Origin of the sequence: Scandinavium sp. (assembly GCF_036271055.1) — a bacterium.
In the GTDB taxonomy this organism is placed as follows: Bacteria; Pseudomonadota; Gammaproteobacteria; order Enterobacterales; family Enterobacteriaceae; genus Scandinavium.
Genome location: NZ_DATBBJ010000027.1, coordinates 184,048 through 203,884 on the forward strand (window position 1 = coordinate 184,048; position 19,837 = coordinate 203,884).

At 54.4% G+C, this 19,837-nt stretch carries 18 protein-coding genes; 10 read left to right on the top strand and 8 right to left on the bottom strand.

Features of this window, described 5'->3' with window-relative positions; translation table 11 throughout:
- The first annotated feature begins 19 nt into the window (after positions 1 to 19).
- Positions 20 to 133: a protein YohO gene (locus tag VH187_RS03820; protein ID WP_159753519.1), complete on the top strand. Its 114-nt coding sequence runs from the start codon at positions 20 to 22 to the stop codon at positions 131 to 133.
- Here VH187_RS03820 and VH187_RS03825 read toward each other — a convergent pair.
- The 4 genes from VH187_RS03825 to osmF are packed head-to-tail and all read right to left on the bottom strand — an operon-like array spanning position 108 to position 3,848.
- A complete protein-coding gene (locus VH187_RS03825; protein ID WP_329700147.1) occupies positions 108 to 845 on the bottom strand; it encodes an ABC transporter permease in 738 nt (245 codons plus the stop codon). The genes VH187_RS03820 and VH187_RS03825 overlap by 26 nt on opposite strands.
- Positions 829 to 1,776 (bottom strand): ABC transporter ATP-binding protein, encoded by a 948-nt coding sequence (locus VH187_RS03830; protein ID WP_329700148.1) that lies wholly within the window; start codon positions 1,774 to 1,776, stop codon positions 829 to 831. Before VH187_RS03830 ends, VH187_RS03825 begins: the two co-directional genes overlap by 17 nt.
- Positions 1,769 to 2,926, bottom strand: coding sequence for an ABC transporter permease (locus tag VH187_RS03835; RefSeq protein WP_329700149.1), 1,158 nt, complete (start codon positions 2,924 to 2,926; stop codon positions 1,769 to 1,771). The genes VH187_RS03830 and VH187_RS03835 overlap by 8 nt, the downstream gene beginning before the upstream one ends.
- A gap of 4 nt (positions 2,927 to 2,930) precedes the next feature.
- Positions 2,931 to 3,848 carry a glycine betaine ABC transporter substrate-binding protein OsmF gene (gene osmF / locus VH187_RS03840; protein WP_329700150.1) on the bottom strand — a complete coding sequence of 306 codons (918 nt, stop codon included), beginning with the start codon at positions 3,846 to 3,848 and terminating at the stop codon, positions 2,931 to 2,933.
- Positions 3,849 to 4,254: 406 nt separating this feature from the next.
- Between osmF and VH187_RS03845 the strand changes: the two genes are divergently transcribed.
- The 6 genes from VH187_RS03845 to VH187_RS03870 all read left to right on the top strand — a co-directional run bounded on the left by VH187_RS03845 (position 4,255) and on the right by VH187_RS03870 (position 11,436).
- Positions 4,255 to 5,091 (top strand): winged helix-turn-helix domain-containing protein, encoded by an 837-nt coding sequence (locus tag VH187_RS03845; RefSeq protein WP_329700151.1) that lies wholly within the window; start codon positions 4,255 to 4,257, stop codon positions 5,089 to 5,091.
- 434 nt (positions 5,092 to 5,525) lie between these two features.
- A complete protein-coding gene (locus VH187_RS03850) occupies positions 5,526 to 6,062 on the top strand; it encodes a fimbrial protein (RefSeq protein WP_329700152.1) in 537 nt (178 codons plus the stop codon).
- Positions 6,063 to 6,126: 64 nt separating this feature from the next.
- Positions 6,127 to 6,888: a fimbria/pilus periplasmic chaperone gene (locus VH187_RS03855; RefSeq protein ID WP_329700153.1), complete on the top strand. Its 762-nt coding sequence runs from the start codon at positions 6,127 to 6,129 to the stop codon at positions 6,886 to 6,888.
- Positions 6,872 to 9,427 (top strand): fimbrial outer membrane usher protein, encoded by a 2,556-nt coding sequence (locus VH187_RS03860; protein ID WP_329700239.1) that lies wholly within the window; start codon positions 6,872 to 6,874, stop codon positions 9,425 to 9,427. Before VH187_RS03855 ends, VH187_RS03860 begins: the two co-directional genes overlap by 17 nt.
- 4 nt (positions 9,428 to 9,431) lie before the next feature.
- Complete coding sequence (gene stbD / locus VH187_RS03865; RefSeq protein WP_329700154.1) at positions 9,432 to 10,760, top strand: fimbrial usher protein StbD; 1,329 nt, start codon at positions 9,432 to 9,434, stop codon at positions 10,758 to 10,760.
- Positions 10,726 to 11,436 (top strand): fimbrial assembly chaperone, encoded by a 711-nt coding sequence (locus tag VH187_RS03870; RefSeq protein WP_329700155.1) that lies wholly within the window; start codon positions 10,726 to 10,728, stop codon positions 11,434 to 11,436. The genes stbD and VH187_RS03870 overlap by 35 nt, the downstream gene beginning before the upstream one ends.
- A gap of 90 nt (positions 11,437 to 11,526) precedes the next feature.
- On the opposite strand, the gene bglX is transcribed toward VH187_RS03870, so the two are convergent.
- Positions 11,527 to 13,824 (bottom strand): beta-glucosidase BglX, encoded by a 2,298-nt coding sequence (bglX, locus tag VH187_RS03875; protein WP_329700156.1) that lies wholly within the window; start codon positions 13,822 to 13,824, stop codon positions 11,527 to 11,529.
- Between the two features lie 212 nt (positions 13,825 to 14,036).
- On the opposite strand from bglX, the gene dld reads away from it, so the two are divergent.
- Positions 14,037 to 15,800, top strand: a complete 1,764-nt coding sequence (gene dld / locus VH187_RS03880) for a D-lactate dehydrogenase (protein WP_329700157.1) — start codon at positions 14,037 to 14,039, stop codon at positions 15,798 to 15,800.
- 94 nt (positions 15,801 to 15,894) lie between these two features.
- Positions 15,895 to 16,449: a GNAT family N-acetyltransferase gene (locus tag VH187_RS03885; protein ID WP_329700158.1), complete on the top strand. Its 555-nt coding sequence runs from the start codon at positions 15,895 to 15,897 to the stop codon at positions 16,447 to 16,449.
- A gap of 81 nt (positions 16,450 to 16,530) precedes the next feature.
- Here the strand turns inward: VH187_RS03885 and pbpG are convergent, their stop codons facing one another.
- Both pbpG and VH187_RS03895 read right to left on the bottom strand, forming a co-directional pair.
- On the bottom strand, positions 16,531 to 17,475 hold the full coding sequence (gene pbpG, locus VH187_RS03890; RefSeq protein WP_329700159.1) for a D-alanyl-D-alanine endopeptidase: 945 nt from the start codon (positions 17,473 to 17,475) through the stop codon (positions 16,531 to 16,533).
- 174 nt (positions 17,476 to 17,649) lie between these two features.
- Entirely contained in the window at positions 17,650 to 18,237 is a 588-nt protein-coding gene (locus VH187_RS03895) for a Yip1 family protein (protein ID WP_329700160.1), read from the bottom strand.
- A gap of 174 nt (positions 18,238 to 18,411) precedes the next feature.
- Here VH187_RS03895 and VH187_RS03900 point away from each other — a divergent pair, with 174 nt between their 5' ends.
- Positions 18,412 to 18,990, top strand: a complete 579-nt coding sequence (locus VH187_RS03900) for a DedA family protein (protein ID WP_329700161.1) — start codon at positions 18,412 to 18,414, stop codon at positions 18,988 to 18,990.
- A 50-nt stretch (positions 18,991 to 19,040) separates the two neighbouring features.
- Here the strand turns inward: VH187_RS03900 and VH187_RS03905 are convergent, their stop codons facing one another.
- A complete protein-coding gene (locus VH187_RS03905; protein WP_329700162.1) occupies positions 19,041 to 19,814 on the bottom strand; it encodes an SDR family oxidoreductase in 774 nt (257 codons plus the stop codon).
- Positions 19,815 to 19,837 lie beyond the last annotated feature (23 nt).

Sequence of the window (19,837 nt, forward strand, 5' to 3'; positions counted from 1 at the left end):
TTAACATAAGGAGCACATGATGAAACCTGCCAAACTGGCTATGATCACCCTTTTCGTTCTGATGGCTGTCGGGGGTATTGGCGGCGTGATGCTCGCGGGCTACTCCTTTATCGTCCGCGGTGGTGTCGGCTGAACCAACGCGCCAGACGCTCAAACGCCCGGTCAACCAATATAGCCGCCAGCGCCACCAGCACTGCCCCCTGAATCACGTACGCCGTATTAAACCCGCTCAGGCCGATGATAATCGGCGTGCCCAGGGTGTTCGCCCCGACCGTTGATGCGATGGTCGCGGTGCCAATGTTCACGATAACCGACGTCCGAATCCCGGCAATCATCACAGGCGCTGCCAGCGGTAATTCCACTTTCCGTAAACGCTGCCAGCCATTCATTCCCATGCCCTGCGCCACGCTCATCACGCTCGGCGGTACAGACGCCAGACCTGCTAACGTGCCTTGCAGCACCGGCAGCACACCGTACAGGATAAGTGCTATAAGCGCTGGATCACGGCCAAAGCCCATCACCGGAACGGCAATCGCCAACACAGCCACAGGCGGGAAGGTCTGCCCCATCGCGGCGATGGTTTCTACCAGCGAGCGGAATTCACGGCCCGCCGGGCGCGTGACAGCAATCCCCGCCCCCACGCCAATCACGGTCGCAATCAGGCTTGAGATACCCACCAGCCAAAAATGCGCCAGCGTCAGCGACCAGAAACTCTGTTGCTGATACAGCGGTCGGGACTGTTCAGGAAACAGCGCGCTAAACAACGGTCCGCTGTAAGGCATCAGCGTCAACAGGGCGATGAACAGCAGCAACAGCCAGATGAGTGGATCACGCACGGCTTTCACGGGAGTCCTCCCCGCGCAGTAAATCCGCAAAATGTAGCGTTCCACACGGCGTACCGTCTTCATTCACGACCGGCAGCACTTCACTGCGGCGTGCAACAAAAAGCGACAGCGCTTCACGTAATGACATCGACGCATGCAGCGGTTCGCCCGCGATATTTTCCTCAGGCCGCACATAATCGCCCACACCACGCAGTGACAGCAGACGCACACCCAGTTCGCTGCGGCCAAAGAATTCACGCACAAAATCATTTTCCGGCGCGGTCAGCATCGACAGCGGCGTGCCTTGTTGCACCACTTCGCCGTTGTCCATCAGCACCAGATGATCGGCCAGACGCAGCGCTTCGTCGATATCGTGCGTCACCAGCACGATCGTGCGCCCAAGCAGTTGGTGAATGCGCCGCATTTCCTGCTGCAAAGCGCCACGCGTCACCGGATCGAGCGCACCGAACGGCTCATCCATCAACAACACTTCCGGATTCGCCGCCAGCGCACGAGCCACACCTACACGCTGCTGTTGCCCGCCGGAAAGCTGATGCGGTAAGCGGTCACGCATTGAGACTTCCAGCCCCAGAAGCGCCATCAGTTCATCGATGCGATCGTTAATCTTCGCTTTGGTCCATTTTTGCAGTTGCGGCACGGTGGCGATGTTCTGCGCTACCGTCCAGTGAGGAAATAGCCCGATGGACTGAATGGCGTATCCCATCCGGCGACGCAACGCCAGCACCGGCAGTTGACGAATATCTTCCCCGGCGAAACGAATCGTACCGCTGTCGTGCTCTTCCAGACGGTTGATCATCTTCAACGTGGTGGATTTCCCCGACCCCGACGTGCCTATCAGCACTGAGAACGCCCCTTCTTTCAGGTGCAGATCGAGGTTCTTCACTGCGGCTTTGCCGTCAAAAATTTTGCTTACCTGCTGAAATTCAATCACGGGCTTCTCCTCCCAGTAAGGCTATCCATAGGCTGAAAAGCGCATCGACGACCACCGCCATCGCAACAACCGGGATCACACCAAGCAGCACTAAATCGAGTGCGCTGCTGAGCAATCCCTGAAAGACGAGTGCGCCAAATCCACCCGCGCCGATAAGTGCAGCCACCACCGCCATGCCGACCGTTTGTACCGTTACCACTCGCAGGCTTCTCAAAAGTACCGGCAAAGCCAGCGGGAGCTGAACTTTCCAGAAACGCTGAGCACGGCTCATGCCCATTGCCGACGCACTTTCCAGCACATCGGCGGCAACCTGTTGCATCCCGGCCACAACGCCACGCACCAGCGGTAACAGCGCATAAAGCACCAGCGCAATTAATGCAGGCGTCATCCCCGTCCCGCCAATTCCCCATGAGGACAGCCACGGGAAATGTTTTACCAGCCCCGCCAACGGCGCAATCAGCAGACCAAAAAGCGCAACTGAGGGGATAGTCTGAATAATATTGAGCACGGTAAACACCCGAGTTTGCCGTCCCTGATGGCGCCAGCACCACAACCCGATCGGCACGCCAATCAATAAGCCGGGGATGAGAGTGCCGAACAGCAAAATCAAATGCTGTTGTAGCGAACTGTCGAATACGTCCTGACGGTTAAAATACTCCTTCATCAGTGACAGCGAATCCAGTTCGCCGGACCACAGCAATGCCACGGGCAGGATCCAGATTTGTGCATTAAGCACCCAGCGCCACAGCGAACGCGGCGTAAGCCGACTAATAACATCACTACAGATGAGCAGCGTGACGCCCAGCCACAGCCACAGACCACTGCCAGGCGAGGTACGCGCCAGAGGGCTTCCCGCCTGTGCTAACAATGTGGCAGCCCTTCCCCCGCTCCAGAGCAAGAGAATAAACAGGACTTGGGCCAGAATCAGCGTCACAGCCAACGCGCCGCGCCCGGGGAGAAAACTCAGCCCCACAAAGACCAGCGGCACAGCCAACAACAACGCAGGAGGAAACGTCCAGATTTGCCACAGCTGGCGGCTTTCGCCGGAAACCAGCCGATTGGCTGCATAGTTTACGAACGGCAGAAATGCTGCTGCCAGTGCAATCAGCACCAACAGCAGCAGAACCCGATTATGACAAGATATTCGCACGTACTTACTTCACCAGTCCCTGTTGTTTCAGCCAGTCAGCGGCCACTTTCTTCGCATCCAGCCCTTCTACCGCAATACTGGCATTCAGTTTTTGCAGCGTTTTTTCATCAAGTTTTTCAAACACCGGCTTCAGCCATTCAGGAATTTGCGGATAGGCTTTCAGCACCGCCTCACGCACAACTGGCGTCGGGGCATAAATCGGTTGAACGCCTTTCGGATCGGTCAGCGTTTGCAGACCAAGAGCCGCCACCGGGCCGTCCGTACCATAAGCCATCGCCGCATTCACGCCCGAGGTTTGCTGCGCTGCGGCTTTGATAGTCACAGCAGTATCACCGCCCGCTAAAGAAAGCAGTTGGCTTTGCTCGAGTTTGAAATCGTAGGCTTTTTCAAATGCAGGTAGCGCATCCGCACGTTCGATAAACTCCGCTGAGGCAGCCAGTTTGAAAGTGCCGCCTTTTTTCAGATACGCACCCAAATCCGTTAAGGAAGTGAGTTTGTTCTTCTGAGCTAAATCCTGACGCACCGCGATGGTCCAGGTGTTATTCGCCGGGGCTGGCGTCAACCAAACCAGATTGTTCTTTTCGGCATCGAGTTTTTTGACTTTCTCGTAGCCCTGCGCCGCATTCTTCCACGCCGGATCGTTTTCATCTTTAAAGAAGAATGCGCCGTTACCGGTGTATTCCGGGTAGATATCCAGTTCGCCAGAGGTAATCGCACCGCGCACTACCGGGGTGGTTCCCAACTGTACTTTGTTCACGGTTTTCACGCCGTGACTGTCCAGTACCTGCAAAATGATGTTACCGAGCAGAGCCCCTTCGGTATCAATCTTCGAACCTACTTTTATCGGCTCCGCCGCCATCAGTGGGAGACTCACCACCGCCAGCAGTGAAACGCCCGCTAACCACTTCGTTGTATTTTTCATTCTCTTTTCCTTATAAGCCTTCGTTTACAGGCGCTTAGAGAAAGCGTAGACGCGAATAGACAATCTATCATGAAAATACGTCATTTTCTGACATTGAGCGTAGCTTTGCTGACTCGCGCATAACGCATCTATTTTTCTGACAATTTATTAATGGTTTTCTTTTTGATCATAGAAAAACATTAACTTTTTGCATGGTTAAGTAAAAGAAGCTACAAACGAAACATTTAATGATATAAAACGCTAACTACTCGCACGTATTAAAATTAAGATGTTAAGAATTATCTTAACATCTTAGAATTAGCGTTATCCGCGGTAAAACTGATTCTAACAATAAAGGAGTAATCCGTACTTCGGGATATTTATTACCCCAGTTTCGCATAGCGTATTGACCAGACGGACTCGTGATATGAAATTCCTTTTTAATAAACAAGTTATCTTCGATTCTGATACCGGATTGCTGGCTGTTCATGATGAACAGGACGACCCGGTACAGATATCAAATCCTACTAAAAGATTATTACTACTCCTTCTGAATCATCAGGGTGAAGTGGTCAACCGGGAAGTGATATTTAAAAAAGTCTGGGACGATTTTGGTATGGTTTCCAGCAATAACAATCTCAATCACTGCATTAGTAAATTACGACGAATACTACGTAACTTAGGTCTCGAAGAAGAAGTCATTACGACCGTACCCAAAATGGGATTTCTGTTCCAGGAAGAAATAGAAGTCGAACAATTTCCAGAGTTATCTTGTACTTCTACCGCACAGAATGAACTCGCTCCCCCCTCTGAACCACGCTCCGAAACGCCACAATCTGTGCTGGCCGACAATAAGGCTTCATCATCTTTATGGCGTAGACCTCAACGGCTGATGAACAGCATAACGATGGTCGTTGCCGTGACCACACTGTTGGCCTCTGCCCTGTTTTGGTACAACAATCGTCCACTGGATCGTAAGGAAGTGTTTATCGGTAAAGCCGGGACCTGTAGCGTCCTCATTTCAGAAAGTTTGTTGCACATAACGGATGCATTAAGTTTTAAAGAAGGGCTGTTGCGCTATGCTCAGTCTCTCGATCCACAATGCCGCAGCGATCAGTATCTTCTGGTGATTAAAAGCCGTTCCTATAAAACCTGGAGTCAGGAACTTTCCCGCCTCTACTTTATGCGCTGCGGAAATTTGCGCGAAAACAAAGCAGAGATTTGCTGGAGTCTGAATGAGCCGATTAATTCCAGCGCCTCGTGATTGAACGCATTGCTTAACGTCTTTTAGCCCGATCTCATCGTCGGGCTTTTTTATATCCATCGACTGCCGAAATTGTTTTAGATCACTTTCCTCAGCAACACCCGACTCGCCATTTTTGATCTCCTCACAGACGCTTTGCGCCATGCCCACGTTGTTTGTCTGGTTTCTCTGGTTAACGTCAACATCATGTTCACATCTTCGAATGAAACAACGGCATTTATAGCTACCAATGCACGTTAATTCCGACTTGTTCAGCATTTAAAACTTAATAACCACACATTAACAGTTAATGATTACAGCCTGATGCAAATAACTTAGGATTTTTCTCACATGATACCGGACGGCTTCAACGGCGCATTACCGCCCCAGAGCCGGGCAAGGTAGCCATGAGTCATCGCTTAATTGTCTCAACAGGACACACAGGAAAACGCATCATGTTGAAAAAAAGTTATCTCACTATTCTTACCGGCGCTCTGCTGGTCTCGGCTAACGCTATGGCTCTGTCTGATAACACCATCAGCTTCCAGGGTGAAGTAACCGACGAAACCTGCTCTGTTGCCATCAACGGCAACCAGGCCACGCCGGTTGTGCTTCTGCCAACGGTTAGCAGCACCGATTTGGCCGCCAGTGGCGATACTGCTGGCCCGGTCACCTTCGATATTGGTTTGACTGGCTGCACAGGTGATTCCGCTAACGAAACAAAAATCTCTACCGTGTTTGTCGGCAATCAGGTCACCACCAACGGCAACCTCGGTAACACAGGCACGGCGACCAACGTCGAAGTCCAGCTCCTTGATACCACCGGAAAGGAAATCAACCTGACCGACGGCTTTACCGGTGACGGTGATCTGAACGTCGCCGCGGGCGCCAGTGAAGCCAGTGCCTCCTACACCGCGCAGTACTTCGCCGCCGGAAAATCCACTGCCGGTACGGTAGAAGCCACGCTGCAATACGCCGTTTCTTACCAGTAAGTTCTCTTTTATCTTCCGGGGTGGCACAGCCCCGGAAGACAGTCTGCCTCACGGAGTTGTTGAGATGATGAAGGATCTTCTTCGCTACGGAATTCGCGCCCTGCCCGGCGCGGCACTGTTTTTTGCTGCGGTGGCGACCAGTCAGGCCAGCGTGACCATTATGGGCAGCCGTATTATTTACGCCTCTTCGGCTTCTTCCGTCGACGTGCAGCTGAAAAATAGCGACAGCTTTCCCTATGTCGTCCAGACCTGGTTCGATGACGGCGACGTGAACGCCAGCCCACAAAACAGCAGTGCAGTGCCGTTTATCGCGACCCCGCCGGTTTTTCGCATTCAACCGAAAACAGGTCAGGTTGTCCGCATCGTCTACAGCAAAACCAAATCACTGCCCGAAGACCGGGAGTCTTTGTACTGGTTTAACGCGCTTCAGGTCCCGCCAGCCAACGTAGGCGGCGCGCAAAAGCAAAACAAGATGCTGGTGATGTTACGCACGCGTATCAAGCTGTTTTACCGCCCGGCAAGCCTCGGTGCGCCTGGCAATTTGGCACAAAAACTCCAGCTAAAAGCCATCACGGATGCCCAAAAAGGTGCAGGCGTGGAGATAACCAACCCGACGCCGTGGTTTGCTTCAATTGGGAATCTGAACGCACAGGTGAATGGCCTCAGTCACAGCCTGGTCTCCGATATGGTGGCCCCGTTTTCCAGCCAGCGTTTCTGGTTCAGCAGCAAAGCCATCACGCCAAAAGGCAACGGCCGCGTAAAAGTCACGCTGGTTAACGATCAGGGCGCACGGGTAAGTGAAGATTATGCTGTCACCTGGCCTTAATTTTCCGCCCAAAGCCCTGACGGTTTTAATGGGCCTGATGACGGCGCATGCTGCATGGGGAGAAGAGTATTACTTCGATCCGGCGCTGTTTCAGGGATCCGCCTATGGGCAGAGTCTGGGCCAATTCAATCAGCAGCATATTGCCGCTGGCAGCTATCTGGTGGATATCTGGGTCAATAACGAGTTGGTCAAAACGGGCGTCAAAATCACCTTCACTTCGCCTGTAAAGGGCGGTGAGCCTGAACCTTGTCTGCCCGCTTCCCTGATGAAAGCCGTTCAGCTGAAATCAATGGCTGACAATGTGGCGGATGATGCATGTCGTCCTCTGGACGCATGGGCAAACGGTGCGAGCTGGCAGTTTGAATCCTCGACGCTGCGCTTGCAGCTAACGATCCCAATGGCCGCCCTGTCACGCCAGCCTCGCGGCTTTATTTCGCCCTCAGAGTGGGACAGTGGCGCACTCGCACTCTTTTTACGCCACAACACCAGTTACACATTGACGGAAAATACCGACAGCCACTATCGCTATCAGTACCTGTGGAGCGGCATTAATGCAGGCACCAACCTCGGTTTATGGCAAATTCGCCACCAGGGTAATCTGCGTTATGTCGACAGTAGCCAGACAGGCAGCGCATATCGCTATAACGCCGTTCGTACCTGGGTTCAGCGCCCTGTCGAGTCACTCAATAGTGTGATGACCCTCGGCGACAGCTACACCGATTCCAGCCTGTTTGGCAGTATGTCCTTCAATGGGGTGAAACTCGCGACCGACGAACGCATGTGGCCACAGGGGAAACGCGGCTACGCGCCGGAAGTGCGTGGTGTGGCGGCCAGCAGCGCGCATGTGGTCATCAAACAGCTCGGCAAAGTCATTTATGAAACCCATGTGCCACCGGGCGCGTTTGTCATTGACGATCTGTATAACACCCGCAATCAGGGTGATCTGACTGTCGACGTTATCGAGGCCAGCGGCAAAATATCCTCGTTCACCGTGCCTTATTCTGCCGTGCCGGACTCCGTTCGTCCTGGCAACTGGCATTACTCGCTGGCGCTGGGCCGCGTGCGCCAGTATTACAGCGTGAACAACGATTTCTTCGAAGGCACGCTGCAACGCGGGGTGAATAATAACATCACGGTTAACCTTGGTTCACGTGTTGCCGAAGACTATCAGGCATGGCTGGCAGGCGGCGTATGGGCCACCGGTTTCGGTGCGTTCGGCATGAACGCCACCTGGTCTAACGCCCGGGTGCAAAACGATGAACGCCAACAAGGCTGGCGCGCAGAACTCAGCTACAGCAAAACCTTTACCTCTGGCACCAACCTGGTGCTGGCAGCTTACCGTTATTCCACTCGTGGTTTCCGCGAGTTGCAGGACGTGCTGGGTGTACGCCGCGAACAGGCAACCGGCGTTGATTATTACTCCGACACACTCCAGCAGCGTAACCGCCTGTCGGCTACCGTCAGCCAGCCGCTGGGCGACTTTGGCACCTTAAATCTCAGCGCCAGCAGCGCGGATTACTACGGCAACCAGTCACGCATTACCCAATTGCAACTGGGGTATAGCAACCAGTGGAATCGCATCAGCTACGGCGTAAACGTCGCCCGACAGCGAACCAGCTGGGATAACAGCCGTTTTTACAACAGCGTGGACGATCCGCAGGACAGCAGTAGCCGACAAAAATACAGCGAGACCACGCTCTCCTTCACGGTCTCCGTGCCGTTCGATTGGGGTAGCAGCCGTTCGTCGATCGCCATGAACTATAACCAGTCGAGCCAAAGCCGCTCGTCAACGCTCTCAATGAGCGGTTCCGCCGGAGAGAATAACGATTTCTCGTGGTCAACTTACGGCGGCTATGAACGCTACCGCAACGGCACCAGCGGCAGTTCGAGCACCTTCGGCGCAAGCGTGCAGGAAAATACTCGGGTAGGCGCAGTGCGCGCGAGCTATGACCAGGGCGAAAACTATCGTCAGAGCGGGCTGGGTGCATCCGGCACTCTGGTGCTGCATTCGGGCGGTCTGACGGCTGGCCCTTATACCAGCGAAACCTTCGCACTTATCCATGCGGAAGGCGCACAGGGCGCGGTAGTGCAAAACGGTCAGGGTGCGGTCGTCGACGGCTTCGGTTACGCCATCATGCCGTCGCTCTCCCCTTACCGCAGCAATAACGTCAGCCTCGACAGCCGCACAATGAACAACGAAGCGGAACTGACCGGCGGCAGCCAGCGCGTGGTGCCTTACGCGGGAGCCATTGCGCGCGTCAACTTCGCCACCCTGAAGGGCAAAGCGGTGCTAATTAACCTTAAAGCTGCCGACGGGAGCGTGCCGCCAATGGGTGCCGACGTGCTCGATGCGGAAGGCACGGTCATCGGGATGGTTGGTCAGGGCGGGCAAATTTACGCCCGCATCGCCACCGCCTCCGGCTCATTGAAAGTGCGTTGGGGAAATGCAGCCAACCAGGCCTGCCACGTCCGTTATCAGCTAAACATCAACAGCCCGGACGACATCATCCATTTGAATAAAATCTGTGAGAAGGAGTAGCGGAATGCGTTTTAGCGCTCGATCGCTTCTGTTTATCGCGAGCCTGCTGTGCAGCGCTTCGCTATGGGCAACCTGCACCAAAGTGACCGCCACCTCATCGCTGTCTGCGGCCGCCATCGCCGCAGGCTACACCGCGTCGAGTTGGACCGGTGCGTGCGATACCTGTAGCGGGAATATCGGCCTGCCCGCCACCATCAGCATTAACAGCGGTAGCAATTTTCAGCCTTCCGGCACGCTTATCGCCAGCGCCGTGGGAAATTTCCTGACCAGTGCGACCAACCAAGCCTACACCAGCAATCAGATCCTCTACCGCTGTCAGTTGGCCGATGCGGGTAGCTTGTATGAGATGTACGCCACCAACGGCGACAACGCCTATACCGGGCAGTACACCACCAGCGAAGTCGACGGGGCGTATTACGACGTGGCGAAAAATGTGGCGGTACGCATGACTAACCTCAGTTCCGGTGAGTATTACAGTCGCTACTGGAAGCAGCGCCAACTCACCGCCGACAGCTGGTTCCAGGATGACACCTACATTTACATTCCTGCCAGTGCGTTCAGCAACGTGCTGTATGAAATGTACAAAATTACCTCCACCAGCTACTACGTTAGCTCAGCGAATATGTACAAAGACGCCTACACCCAACCGCGTGGCTATATCGCGTTCAAAGGACCAGGGCTGGATACCAATTCGCTGAACGCCGGGATGGACAGCCTCTCCTATTACTATGGCTGGTACGGTAACTGGCCTGGCGCGTGGAGCACCTACGGTAATGTGACCTATGTGCGTGGCGCATTATGTATGGTGACGGACTACCCGGCGGTGGTATTGCTGCCGACGGTCAGCAGCGCCAGCTTGCAGTCCGGCGGCAGTAGCCAGGCACCGTTTACCGTGAGCCTGCAATGTGAAGCGGGGGCGAAATCCAGCGTCAGCGCTTCCACTAGCAGCGCCGCCAACGTGGCAATCGGCTTTCTGGTCAATCAGCCGACGGCTGTCTCTGCCGCTAAAACGCTCGGCCTTGTCACTTCTGGCGGCGGCTTAACCTGGTTGCTGGACAATAACTATGGTGCCAGCGGCGTGGCCTCCGGCGTCGGCATTCGCATCTACAACCGTACCGGCTCTGCGTTGAATTTACTGCCGGACCGCTCAAGCACCGGAACCGGCAACACTCGCGGCTGGTATGCGTATCAGGATCTGACATCGTTGGTCTCTTCCGATACGGTCAATACCTATAGCGGCGATTTTACCGCCTCGCTTGAGGCACTCAGTGGACAAACAGTGACAGCAGGAACCGTGAATGCGCAGTTGCAAGTGGTGGTCAGTTTTCAGTAGTGCGTTTGCTGCGCTGGTGCTGTGCGCAGGGCAAGCCAATGCGGCAGTGAATATCGATCGCACGCGGCTTATTTTTTCTTCGTCCGATGCAGTGCAGTCGCTGAATTTATCCAACGATGGCGACACGCCGATGTTGATACAGGCGTGGACCGATAACGGAGATGCAGACTCATCACCGGACAGCAGCAGTACGCCAGTGGTGGTCATCCCGCCAGTCTTTCGCATGCTGCCCGGAGAACTGCGCTCGTTGCGGCTGATGCTGAGCTCACGCCAGACGCTTCCGACGGACAAAGAGAGTCTGTTCTGGCTGAATGTCTACCAAATTCCGCCGAATACCCAGGCCACAAGCGGCAGCTCGCGCAAAGTTATTTTGCCGTTGCGCCTGCGTTTGAAAGTGTTAATTCGCCCCACCGGGTTGGCAGCGCCAAAAGAAAGTGACGAACAGCAGCTGCGTTTCACGCTTAACGGCAATCAATTACGGATTGAAAACCCGACACCGTGGTTTATGAGCCTGACCGTTCACCCCGGAGCGCAAAAAGCCGTTGGCGGGCTGATGGTTGCGCCGAAGGCCGGGCTGGACGTGCCGCTCAGCGCCCCGCTCACCACCGGGGAAAAAGTGGTTTATGACGTGAACACGGATTCAGGCAATGCGCGCAGTTACAGCGTGTCGCCATAGAGAAACTAAGCAGGGAAAGGGATAAGAAAAAAAGGGAGTGTTGAGGTGTGGGGTTTGGCCCCTTCCCAGTGTGGAAGGGGCTTTTTTTTATTACTGCAGTTCGAACTCGCCCTGCTTCACGCGGGCAGAATCGACGCCGATAAAGACGTTGAATTTGCCAGGCTCTGCGGCGTATTTCATCTGCTGATTCCAGAACTTCAGCGCGTTGACGTCAATTGGGAAGCTGACGGTTTGGGTTTCACCCGCTTTCAGCGTCACTTTCTTGAAGCCGCGCAGCTGTTTCACCGGACGACTCATCGACGCGGTCACGTCCTGCACATACATCTGCATTACCGTCGCACCGTCACGTTTGCCGGTGTTGGTCACATCGACGCTGGCGGTCACACTGCCATCTGCCTTCATCGTTGGCGAAGACAGTTTCACGTCAGAAACGCTAAAGGTGGTGTAGCTCAGGCCATAACCGAACGGATACAACGGGCCGTTGGCTTCGTCAAAGTAACGTGACGTGTATTTGTTCGGCTTGTCGGCGTTATACGGACGACCTGTGTTCAGGTGGCTGTAATAGGTTGGGATCTGGCCGACAGAACGCGGGAAGGACATCGGCAGTTTACCCGACGGGTTATAATCGCCGAATAGCACGTCTGCAATCGCGTTACCGCCTTCTGTACCTGCAAACCAGGTTTCCAGCATCGCGTCTGCTTGTTGATCTTCCTGCACCAGCGTCAGCGGACGGCCGTTCATCAGCACCAGCACCAACGGTTTACCGGTCGCTTTCAGCGCGGCAATCAGGTCTTTCTGGCTCTGCGGAATGTTGATATCGGTGCGGCTTGAGGCTTCGTGCGCCATGCCCTGCGCTTCACCCACCACTGCGACAACAACGTCAGACTGCTTCGCGGCAGCAACCGCTTCGTCAATCATCGCCTGCGGAGAACGGGTATCCACTTTTACGGCTTCTTCATACAGATTGAGGAAGCTAACAATGTCTTTGTCGTTAGTGATGTTTGCGCCTTTGGCGTAAATCACTTTGGCGTTATCGCCCACCGCCGTTTTGATCCCGTCGAGCACCGGCACCGACTGGTCGGCAACGCCTGCAGCAGACCAACTGCCCATTACGTCACGTTTGCTATCAGCCAGTGGGCCAACCACCGCGATAGTGCCGGACTTTTTCAGCGGCAGCGTGTCGAGGCGGTTTTTCAGCAGAACCAGACTTTCGCGCGCCACCTGACGGGCATCCTGACGATGCAAACGGCTTTCGGCATTCGTGTCTTTCGGATCAGACTCTTTCGGCCCGAGATGGCTATACGGATCGTTAAACAGCCCCATATCATATTTGACGTTCAGAACGTGACGTGTCGCGTCGTCGAGTTCCGCCATCGTCACCTTGCCGCTCTTGATAAGACCCGGCAGGTATTTGCTGTAATACTCGTCGCTCATGCTCATGTCGATACCGGCTTTCAGCGCCACACGCACTGCATCTTCCGGATCGGAGGCTGTGCCATGCTTGATCAACTCTTTGATAGCACCGTGATCGGAAATCGTGATCCCTTTGAAGCCCCATTGGTTACGTAGGACATCTTTGAGCAGCCATGCATCGGATGTCGCGGGCGTGCCATTCAGGGAATTCAGAGCGACCATCACCCCGCCGCTGCCGGCATCAAGACCTGCTTTATACGGCGGCATGTAATCATTGAACAGACGTTGTGGGCTCATGTCGACGGTGTTGTACTCTTTCCCGCCTTCAACCGCGCCGTACGCAGCGTAGTGTTTAACGCTGGTCATTACCGAATAGCGGTCTGCCGGGCTTTTGCCCTGCATCGCTTCGACCATGGTTTTACCCATCATCGACGTCAGGTAAGTGTCTTCCCCGAAACCTTCGGAGCCACGACCCCAACGTGGATCGCGTGACACATCAACCATCGGTGCCCAGGTCATATTCAGGCCGTCATCGGCAGCTTCATACGCAGAAATGCGCCCCACGGTACGCACCGCGTCGAGGTTGAATGAAGAGGCAAGGCCGAGGCTAATCGGGAATACTGTGCGCTGCCCATGCACCACATCGTAGGCAAAGAAGAGAGGAATTTTCAGGCGGCTAAGCTGCATCACCTGATCCTGCATGGCGCGGATATCTTCACGCGTCACGGTGTTGAAAATCGCCCCAACCTGACCGTCTTTAATCATCTCGCGAATGGCTTCTTTTGGATTATCCGGGCCAACACTTATCAGGCGCAACTGACCGATTTTCTCATCGACGGTCATTTTTTTCAGCAAACCGGTCACAAACGCATCGCGCGCCTGCTGCGTCAGCGGATGGTTGCCGAACATCTCGTCGGCAAGCGCAGGTTGCAGCGCAAGGCTCACGGCCACGCCTACAGAACAAAGCCATTTCATCTTATATTCTCTCTCTTCACACCGGGTATCTCGGCAAAAGCCTGCCAAAAAACAGCAGTTTGCCATAAGCATGCGGTACGCGCGAACACAATGAAATGGCGCTGCTCTCAATTTTCACCGATTTCCTGCATGAAATTGTCATACAAAGCGCTATCCTTGAGTCATTATAAAAAACGCTTTACCGCACTTTCCGCATCACAAGGAGTGAGAAGATGTCTTCCACAACAACCACTGATAACACCTCTTTTCTGTCTGAATTGACCCGTCTGGTGGGCCATTCACACCTGCTGACCGACCCGGCCAAAACCGCCCGCTATCGCAAGGGCTTCCGTTCAGGCAATGGCGATGCGCTTGCCGTTGTCTTCCCCGGCACGCTGCTTGAACTGTGGCGCGTGCTGAGCGCCTGTGTACAGGCCGACAAAATCATTCTGATGCAGGCCGCCAACACCGGCCTGACCGAAGGCTCTACGCCAAACGGCAACGATTACGACCGCCAGATTGTGATTATCAGTACCTTGCGTCTGGATAAACTGCATCTGCTCGACGAAGGTCAGCAGGTACTGGCATATCCTGGCACGACGCTCTATTCCCTCGAAAAAGCGCTAAAACCTTTTGGCCGTGAGCCACATTCGGTGATCGGTTCGTCATGTATTGGCGCATCGGTGATCGGCGGGATCTGTAATAACTCCGGGGGGTCGCTGGTGCAGCGTGGCCCGGCGTACACTGAAATGTCGCTGTTTGCGCGTATTACCGAAGACGGCAGACTACAGCTGGTTAACCATCTGGGCATCGATCTGGGTGAAACGCCCGAGCAGATCCTCAGCAAGCTGGATGACGATCGCCTGAAAGACAGCGATGTGAAGCACGATTCCCGCCACGCGCACGATCACGACTATGTGACCCGTGTGCGTGATGTCGATGCTGACACGCCGGCACGCTACAACGCGGATCCGGAACGTCTGTTTGAGTCCTCCGGCTGTGCCGGGAAACTGGCGGTTTTCGCCGTTCGTCTCGACACATTCGAAGCCGAAAAACGCCAACAGGTGTTTTATATCGGCACCAATCAGCCAGCGGTGCTGACTGAAATTCGTCGTCATATGCTGGCGAATTTCGCCCATCTGCCGGTTGCCGGGGAATACATGCACCGCGACATTTACGATATCGCGGAACAGTACGGCAAAGACACCTTCCTGATGATCGACAAGCTCGGCACCGACAAAATGCCGTTCTTCTTCACCATGAAGGGCCGTACCGACGCGATGCTGACGAAAGTACCGCTGTTTAAACCCCACTTCACCGACCGCTTTATGCAGAAACTGGGGCATGTCTTCCCGGCGCATCTGCCAGAACGCATGAAAAGTTACCGTAACCAGTATGAGCATCATTTGATGCTGAAAATGGCAGGCGACGGTATCGACGAAGCGCAAACGTGGCTGAGCGAATACTTCAAAACAGCGGAAGGCGCATTCTTTGCCTGTACGCCAGAAGAAGGCAGCAAAGCGTTCCTACATCGTTTCGCCGCAGCAGGCGCGGCGATTCGCTATCAGGCCGTTCATTCAGATGAAGTGGAAGACATTCTGGCGCTGGATATCGCATTGCGTCGCAACGACAACGAATGGTTTGAAAAGCTGCCGCCGGAAATCGACAGCCAGGTCACCCACAAGCTCTACTACGGCCACTTTATGTGTCACGTGTTCCATCAGGATTACATCGTGAAGAAAGGCGTGGATGCGCATGAATTGAAAGAACAAATGCTGACGCTGCTGCGTGAGCGCGGCGCACAATATCCTGCCGAACACAACGTAGGCCATCTTTATGAAGCGGCCGACACCTTAAAACAGTTTTATCGTGAAAATGACCCGACCAACAGCATGAACCCCGGCATTGGTAAAACCAGTAAGCAGAAATATTGGGGAGAAGGCCACACGTCCGAACAAGCCGATAACGTAACTGAAACAGCAGCCCCCCTAAAATAATAGGGAGTAGTGTATTGCGGCTTAACTCCGATTACAGTAAGCCAAAAGGTCAGAGAAACGTTTCTCTGACCCGGCAGACTGGGGAGTTAACATCATGTCAGCGGTTGATGTGTTATACGGCGCAGAAGTGGACATTCGCGAAGCAAAGCCTGACGATGCGCATGCGATTGCCGCCCTGTATGCCTGGCATGTATTAAACGGTCGCGCCTCTTTTGAGGAAACGCCCCCTTCGGTTGATGAAATGCGCGAACGAATGAGCGCCGTCAGTAAACAGGGTCTGCCCTGGCTGGTGGCGCTGTATCGAGGCATTATCGTCGGCTATTGCTACGCCAGTCAGTATCGCCCTCGCCCCGCCTACCGTTTCACTATTGAAGAGTCTATCTATGTTGATGCCAGCATGGCCGGGCGTGGCATAGGCAGTTCGTTGCTGGCGCGTCTGATTGAGCAGTGCGAACAGGGGCCCTGGCGACAAATGCTGGCGGTGATTGGCGACGGGAACAATAACGCCGGTTCGCTGCGGCTGCATAAAAAACACGGTTTTGAAGTGGCGGGCCAACTGCGTAGCGTGGGGTATAAATTGGGAGACTGGCGGGATACGTTGATTGTACAGCGTCCACTCAATGACGGTGACTGGACGCTGCCGGAGTAATTTCCTGGCTCATTGCCCGGCGGTGCTGCGCTTGCACGGGCTTACAAAACCTCATGCCAGCGCCGCCGGGCAACGCGCTTATCAATCTGCCTGGGTTACTGGCTCCGCATTCACAATGGCGTTCGCCATTTGCGCTTCTTTCTGTTTCTTGTAGCTCAGCGCCGCTGGCGGTACGGGCATCACTTTACCGGTTTCAACCCAGGTACGCAGACGACTGGCATCCGCAAAATGGGTGTATTTACCGAATGCATCCATCACGACCATTGCTACCGGACGATTGTTCATCACTGTGCGCATCACCAGGCAATGGCCTGCCGCATTGGTAAAGCCGGTTTTCGTCAGCTGGATATTCCAGTTTTCGCGGTACACCAGATGGTTGGTATTGCGGAACGGCAGCGTGTAGTTCGGGCTGCTGAAGGTCGCCATGTCTTCTTTGGTGGTGCTCAACTGACCAATCAGCGGGTATTGTTTGGTGGCAATCAGTAGTTTGGTGAGGTCACGCGCGGTCGACACATTGTGAATCGACAGCCCGGTCGGCTCGACATAACGAGTGTGGGTCATGCCCAGCGATTTTGCTTTCGCATTCATGGCGCGAATAAATGCGTCGTAGCCACCCGGATAATGATGCGCCAGGCTCGCCGCAGCACGGTTCTCAGAGGACATCAGCGCCAGCAACAGCATATTTTTGCGGCTGATATGGCTGTTCAGGCGTACGCGCGAATAAATCCCTTTCATCTCTGGCGTCTGGCTGATGTCGACGCTCAGCACTTCATCCAACGGCAGATGGGCGTCCAACACCACCATCGCGGTCATCAGTTTGGTTATCGACGCAATTGGTCGCACCAGATCGGGTTCGCTGGCGTAGATAACTTTGTTGGTATTCAGATCGACAATCATCGCACTACCAGAGGCGATATCGGGTTGCGATGCACTCGCAGCCACAGCGGTTTTAGCACTCGCCTGAGGCGCAAAAGGTACAGCCAGCATCAGCGCGAGGCTGAGCACGGAAATTCGGAATTTTAGCATCGTGAGAGTCTGGTAATTATTTACGCAAGTTATGGGTTCGGGGCATTTGTTCGCACGTCAACAAACGCGAGCCGAAGCATCATACCGCGCCAGAGCTTTCTTGTGCCATAAGATAATCGTGAATAAATGCTGCATAGCTGGCGATGAAATCATCAACGCCAGCTATAAGTTAAATCAGAATAACCGATAGCCGTAGCCCCAAAGGATCACGGTCAGCGCCAGCAGCACTTCCAACACTAATACGCCTATCGCCAGCGTCGAACTGGCAAAACTCATCCCCTCTTCCCGGTTGATGCCGAGGAACGTTGGAATACCGATATACAGCAGATAGCCGGTGTAGCAGAGCGCAACAGCGCCCACCAGCACACACAGCCATACCAACGGATAGAGCGCGACAAGTCCGCTGAGAAATATCGGCGTGGCGACATACCCGGCAAACACCATACAACGTTTAAGCGACGGTCTTTGCGGATAGTTCCGCGCCATCCACCAGATAACCCGCCCCATCACCGCAACGCCCCCCAACATCAGCGCATAAAACAGCACCGCCAGCGCGAAGCCAGTGAACAGCGACAGTTTTACCGTCGTGCCATCACCAAAGTTCCAGCCAATCTGCGTGGTGCCAATAAATGCGCAAACGACTGGCACCGCCGCCATCGCCAGAACATGATGAGTATAGTGATGCGAGACCGTTTCGTTCTCGCTCTGAATAACATGCATTTCACGATCGGGATGGGAAAAAAGTCCCCAGACATGGTTCATAAAGCCCCCTCTTCACGGCTTCGTACTGCACGCTGTAAGTATAATGCAGACTGGCGATTATATTTTGTACAACGTAAAAAAGTACCCGGCGGTGACTCGCCCGTTGCCTGGTGATTGTCATTCAGGGGTGTATGCTTAAAGGACTTAGCGTTCCAGGGAGACAATAAAACCTGTATGGATATCAATAATCTGATTAGTCACTACGGCTATGCGGCACTGATTGTTGGGGCTCTGGCAGAAGGTGAAACCGTCACGTTGCTCGGCGGTGTGGCGGCCCACCAGGGTTTACTGCGTTTCTGGCTGGTCGTGGTTTCAGTGGCACTCGGCGGCATGATTGGCGATCAGGTGCTTTACCTGCTCGGACGCCATTTCGGCGGTCGGCTGCTCAAACGCTTTTCCCGTCATCAAAAGAAAATCCGCAAAGCGCAGCGACTGATTCAGGAGCGGCCCTGGTTATTCGTGATTGGCAGTCGTTTTATGTATGGCTTTCGGGTCATCGGTCCGGTGTTGATTGGCGCCAGCCGTCTGCCACCGAAGATCTTCCTGCCGCTGAATATTTTTGGCGCGATCGTGTGGGCCTTACTGTTTACGACGTTGGGCTATCTCGGGGGCGAAGTTGTCGGCCCGTGGCTGCATCATTTGGATCAACATATCAAACACTGGGCGTGGCTAATTATCGTGGTGATCGCCGTGATCGCGGTGCGCCTGTGGTTTAAGCATCGGGATCGTACGTCATCAGAATCGGACGAGTAAAACGACGTCGGTTAAACGCCCGGCGGCGCAAGCTTGCCGGGCAAAAGACACTATCCCTGTTTTGACATCAGATACTGCGGATTGACCAGCGTAAACCCGCCGTCGACAACCAGCGACTGCCCTGTCACATACGAGGCATCCTCAGAACACAGCCATGCCACCATCCCGGCGATCTCTTCGGTTTTACCGGGTCTTGCCATCGGGATCATGGGCATTGAACCAGGCTTCACATCATCGTCCTTAAGATTATTCATCGCCGTGGCGATAGCACCGGGTGCCACCGCATTCACCAATATATTGTGCTGAACCAGTTCCAGCGCCAGCGATTTCGTCAGCCCACCGAGTGCATGTTTGGCGGCGGTGTAGGCGCTCGCCTGGGGTAGCGGCGTGTGTTCATGCACAGACGTAATATTAATGATCCGTCCGCCTTCACCCTGCTCAATCATGTGCCGGGCCGCGATTTGTGAACATAAGAGCGCCCCTTCCACATCCACACAAAATGTGGCCCGCCAGTCTTCAAGCGTGACATCGAGAACAGAAGATTTGGTCATTCGCCCGGCATTGTTGACGAGCACATCAATGCGACCGAGCCGTTGAATCAGCGTATCGAGCGCCTGCGCGCCGTGCGGAAGATGACTTAAATCGAGTTGAATGGCCTGCGCCTGACAGCCTAATGAATTGAGTTCCTGCACGGTTTGCCGCGCGCCCTGTTCATCAGAGTGCCACGTCACGCCAAGCGTGAAACCTTTGCGCGCCAGTTGTAGCGCACACTGTTTGCCAATGCCGGAATCAGATGCGGTGACGACCGCGACTTTTGTTGCCATGAGTACCTCCTGGCGTTAACCCA